This is a genomic window from Corallococcus sp. 4LFB, assembly GCF_046520365.1.
GTDB lineage: Bacteria > Myxococcota > Myxococcia > Myxococcales > Myxococcaceae > Corallococcus > Corallococcus caeni.
Genome location: NZ_JBKGHJ010000635.1, coordinates 1 through 3994, shown reverse-complemented (window position 1 = coordinate 3994; position 3994 = coordinate 1). Strand labels below are relative to the sequence as shown.

General features: G+C 68.7%; 3 protein-coding genes. All 3 read right to left on the bottom strand.

Annotation, left to right across the window (positions count from 1 at the left end; genetic code table 11):
- Positions 1-148: 148 nt before the first annotated feature.
- The 3 genes from ACLEQD_RS38505 to ACLEQD_RS38495 all read right to left on the bottom strand — a co-directional run bounded on the left by ACLEQD_RS38505 (position 149) and on the right by ACLEQD_RS38495 (position 3940).
- Positions 149-1372, bottom strand: a complete 1224-nt coding sequence (locus tag ACLEQD_RS38505) for an extracellular solute-binding protein (RefSeq protein WP_410390829.1) — start codon at positions 1370-1372, stop codon at positions 149-151.
- Positions 1373-1392: 20 nt separating this feature from the next.
- Positions 1393-2487 carry an ABC transporter ATP-binding protein gene (locus tag ACLEQD_RS38500; RefSeq protein WP_410390830.1) on the bottom strand — a complete coding sequence of 365 codons (1095 nt, stop codon included), beginning with the start codon at positions 2485-2487 and terminating at the stop codon, positions 1393-1395.
- Positions 2488-2569: 82 nt separating this feature from the next.
- Complete coding sequence (locus ACLEQD_RS38495) at positions 2570-3940, bottom strand: alpha-amylase family glycosyl hydrolase (RefSeq protein ID WP_410390827.1); 1371 nt, start codon at positions 3938-3940, stop codon at positions 2570-2572.
- Between the last annotated feature and the right edge of the window lie 54 nt (positions 3941-3994).

The following is a 3994-nucleotide window of genomic DNA, read 5'->3' as shown; positions in this document are numbered from 1 at the left end:
GCGCCCCCGGTGCCCGCCCGCACGGCCGGATGGGCCCGGAGTGGAGGGGCCTGTCGCGGCGTCGTTCAGCGGCGTGCCGGCCGGCATGGGGGCGCCGGACTGGGAGGGCGACTGCTGGGGGGCGTTCTGGCTCACTTCAGGTCCTCACTTACTTCTTGCGCAGGCCGGCGACGTCCTTCGCCACGCTCTTCTGGGCCGCGTCCAACGCCGCCTTGGGGGTGGCGGTGTTCTTGAACACGGTGTTCATCGCGCTGGTGGCGGGGGTCCAGACCATGGACATCTCCGGCAGGTTGGGCATGGGCACCGCCACGTCCACCTGGGTCTTCATCGCCTTGAGCAGCGGATCTGCGGCCACCTTCGCGTCCTGGTACACCGCCATGTTGGAGGGGCTCTGGCGGCCCTCCAGCGCCAGCGTCTTCTCCGCGCCCGCGTCGGTGAGGAACTTCGCGAAGTCGTACGCCGCTTCCTTGTTCTTCGACGGGGCGGCCACGTACACGCCCTCCACCGTCATCCAGGGCTTCAGCGGCGTGCCCTTGTTCTCATCCAGCGTGGGCAGCGGCGCCAGGCCGTACTCCACGTTCTTGGCGACCTCGCCCAGGAACCACGGGCCGGAGAACACCATCGCGGCCTTGCCCTCGTTGAAGAGGGAGGTGATGAGCGCGCTGGAGGGCTCCGCGGGGAGGATGCCGTCCTTGTTCTTCCACTTGAGGACCTGCTCCACCGACTTCACGTTGGCGGGCGAGTTCATCGTGGGGGCGCCCTTCGCGTCGAACACGCCACCGCCGAAGCCGTTCATCACCGCCGCGTGGTAGTAGAAGTCGTTGTACGCGTACGCCAGCCCGAAGCGGCCCGCCTTCGCGTCCGTGAGCTTCTTGGCCATCTTCACCATTTCGCCGGACGTCTTGGGCGGAGTGGGGACCAGCTTCTTGTTGTAGATGAGCGTGATGACCTTGTAGTTCAGCGGCAGGCCGTACGTCGTCCCCCGGTAGGTCATCGCCTCCATCGTCGTGGGGATGAAGCGCTTCTTCGTGGCGTCATCCAGGAAGAAGTCGATGGGCTCCACCGTGTTGCCCGCTTCAATCCAGCCGCCCAGGCGGTCCTGCGCGAAGATGAAGAGGTCCGGGCCCTTGCCGCGCGGCACGGTGGCGCTGATTTTATCCGCGTAGGCGTCGTAGGGCACCGCCAGCGTGGTGACCTTGACCTTGCCTTCGTTCGCCTTGTTGTACTCGGCGACCACCTTCTCCAGCGCGGCCTTCTCCTCCGCGCGGTAGGCGTGCCAGAGCACCAGCTCCGTGGCGGCGAAGGACGGGACGGGCAACAGGCCGACTGCGCACAGACAGAGGGCCGCGAGCAACGTTCGCAGGTGCGTCATTGGGAAAATCCTCCGGGATATCAAACGGACAGCCGCAGCTCGGATTCAGCGTCGAAGAGGTGCAGGGACTCCAGCTCCACCGTCACGGGCACGGCGACGCCAGGCTCCGGGGTGGCCTGGGGCGGCAGGCGGAAGACCAGCGGGTTGTCTCCCAGGCGGGCGTGCACGATGAGCTCGTTGCCCAGCGGCTCCACCAGCTCCACGCGCGCCTCCACGGGCGAGGACTCGCCGCGCGCGGTGACGCCCGCGGCCAGGAGGTTGTCCGGGCGCAGGCCCACCTTCACCTTGCGGCCGCCCTTCCCCGCCGTCGCCGCGCGCAGGCGCTGCGGCACCGGCAGCCGGAAGCCGTCGCCGGACAGCGACGCGCCGTCCGCGTCCAGCGTGGCGGAGAGCATGTTGATGGGCGGCGTGCCGATGAACTGCGCCACGAACACGTTGACCGGCTTCTCGTAGACCTCCAGCGGCGTGCCCAGCTGCTGGAGCTTGCCGTCCTTCATCACCGCGATGCGGTGGCCCATGGTCATCGCTTCGATCTGGTCGTGCGTGACGTAGACGGACGTGACCTGGAGCCGGTGCTGCAGCTTCTTGATCTCCGAGCGCATCTGCACGCGCAGCTTCGCGTCCAGGTTGGAGAGCGGCTCGTCGAAGAGGAACACCGCCGGCTTGCGCACGATGGCGCGGCCCAGGGCCACGCGCTGGCGCTGGCCGCCGGACAGCGCCTTGGGCTTGCGGTCCAGCAGGTGCGTGATGCCCAGGATTTCCGCCGCCTCGTCCACCAGCTTGTCCATCTCCGGCTTGGGCGTCTTGCGGATCTTGAGGCCGAACTCCAGGTTCTGCCGCACGGACATGTGCGGGTAGAGCGCGTAGTTCTGGAACACCATGGAGACGTCCCGGTCCTTCGGCGGCAGCGCGTTCACCGCGCGCTCACCGATGGAGATGGTGCCTCCGGAAATCTCCTCCAGGCCGGCGATCATCCGGAGCGCCGTGGACTTGCCGCACCCGGACGGCCCCACGAGGACCATGAACTCATGGTCGCGGATATCGAGGTTGAGCCCCTCGATGACCGACACGTCTCCGTACCGCTTCGCCACGTCCTTGAACGACACGCCGGCCATCAGGTTCTCCAGCAAGAGCCCCGCTCGCGCCAGTGACGACAGCACGTCCGGGTCAGGTTCTGCGCACGCTCCGCCGGGTGCCTCACGGCACGCGTCCGAGGATGCGCGCGGACAGCGGCGGCAGCGCCAGGTCCAGCGTGGCGCCCGCCTTCGTCCGCCCTCCGTTCAGCAGGTCCTCCACCTCGCCGACGCCCGTCCACGCTTCCGGCCACGGCACCGACGCCGTGCCCTTCGTCTTGCCGCGGTTCACCGCCACCACCACCGTGTCGCCCGACGCTTCGTCCCGCCGCTGGAAGACATACACATCGCCCTCCGTGGAGAGCGGCGCGTGCACGCCCCGAGACAGGGCCGGATGCGCGCGGCGGATGGCGATGAGGCGCTTGTAATACTCGCGCAGGGACTCGTCGCGTTTCTTGCCCGCGCCCGGCTGCACCGCCTGCTTGCCCCACGGCATGTCGCTGCGGTTCTGCGGCCAGTCCCCACCCGCGCGGCCTACCTCCTCGCCGTAGTAGATGACGGGGATGCCGGCCGTGGTGAGCTGCAGCGTGGCGGCCAGGCGGAAGAGGGGCACGTTGCCCTGGAGCTGGTGCAGCGCCCCGTCCACGTCGTGCGACGACAGGAAGTGCGCCAGGTGGTGCCCCGCCGTCACCTTCGCGCGCGACTGGAGATAGCGGTCGAACGCCACCGTGCGGCCGCGCCCCTGGATGAAGCCCAGCGTGTTGCCCACGAAGGCGAAGTCGAACCCGGCGTCCATCTCATCCGGCGTGAAGTACGGCTCCAGCACCTGCACGTCGCCGCCCCACACCTCGCCCAGCAGGAAGAAGTCCGGGGAGACCTCCGCGCGCGTGCGGCGGCGGTGCTCCTTCCAGAAGTCGTGTGACACGTGCTTCACGGTGTCCAGCCGGAAGCCGTCCACGCCGGAGCGCTTCGCCCAGTCCAGCTGCGCGTCCAGCAGGTACTTCGCCACCTCCGGCCGCTCCGTCTTGAAGTCCGGCAGGCCCGCCACGCACGTCGTGAGGTCGTCCGAGCCGCAGGTGCCCTTGTCCTCCGAGCGCAGCCAGTCCGGGTGGTCCTTCAGGTAGCGCGAGTTGTAGCCCGGGTGGTTGTAGACGACGTCCAGCAGCACGCGGATGCCGCGCGCGTGCGCCGCGTCCACCAGCGCCTTGAAGTCCGCCTCCGTGCCGAAGCGCGGATCCAACGCGTGGAAGTCGTCCGCCCAGTAGCCGTGATAGCCCCAGTCCGGGAAGCCGGAGCCGGTCACGAAGCCGGGGATCTGCTGGAGCAGCGGCGTCACCCACAGCGCCGTCACGCCCAGCGACGACAGCTCGTCCAGGTTCGCGGTGAGCCCCTTCAGGTCGCCGCCGTGGAAGGTGCCCGGCGCCTTCGCGTCGCCCTTCTCGTTGTTGGACGGGTCGCCGTCCGCGAACCGGTCCACCACCACGAAGTACAGCACCCCGTCCTACGTCGAGTTCAAGCTCACCCTCACCGCCAACTACGCCATCTGATT

Bases quoted from the DNA above. Each gene is read 5' to 3' on its own strand.
- ACLEQD_RS38505 (WP_410390829.1), bottom strand. From the start codon at position 1,372: ATGACGCACCTGCGAACGTTGCTCGCGGCCCTCTGTCTGTGCGCAGTC.
- ACLEQD_RS38500 (WP_410390830.1), bottom strand. From the start codon at position 2,487: ATGGCCGGCGTGTCGTTCAAGGACGTGGCGAAGCGGTACGGAGACGTG.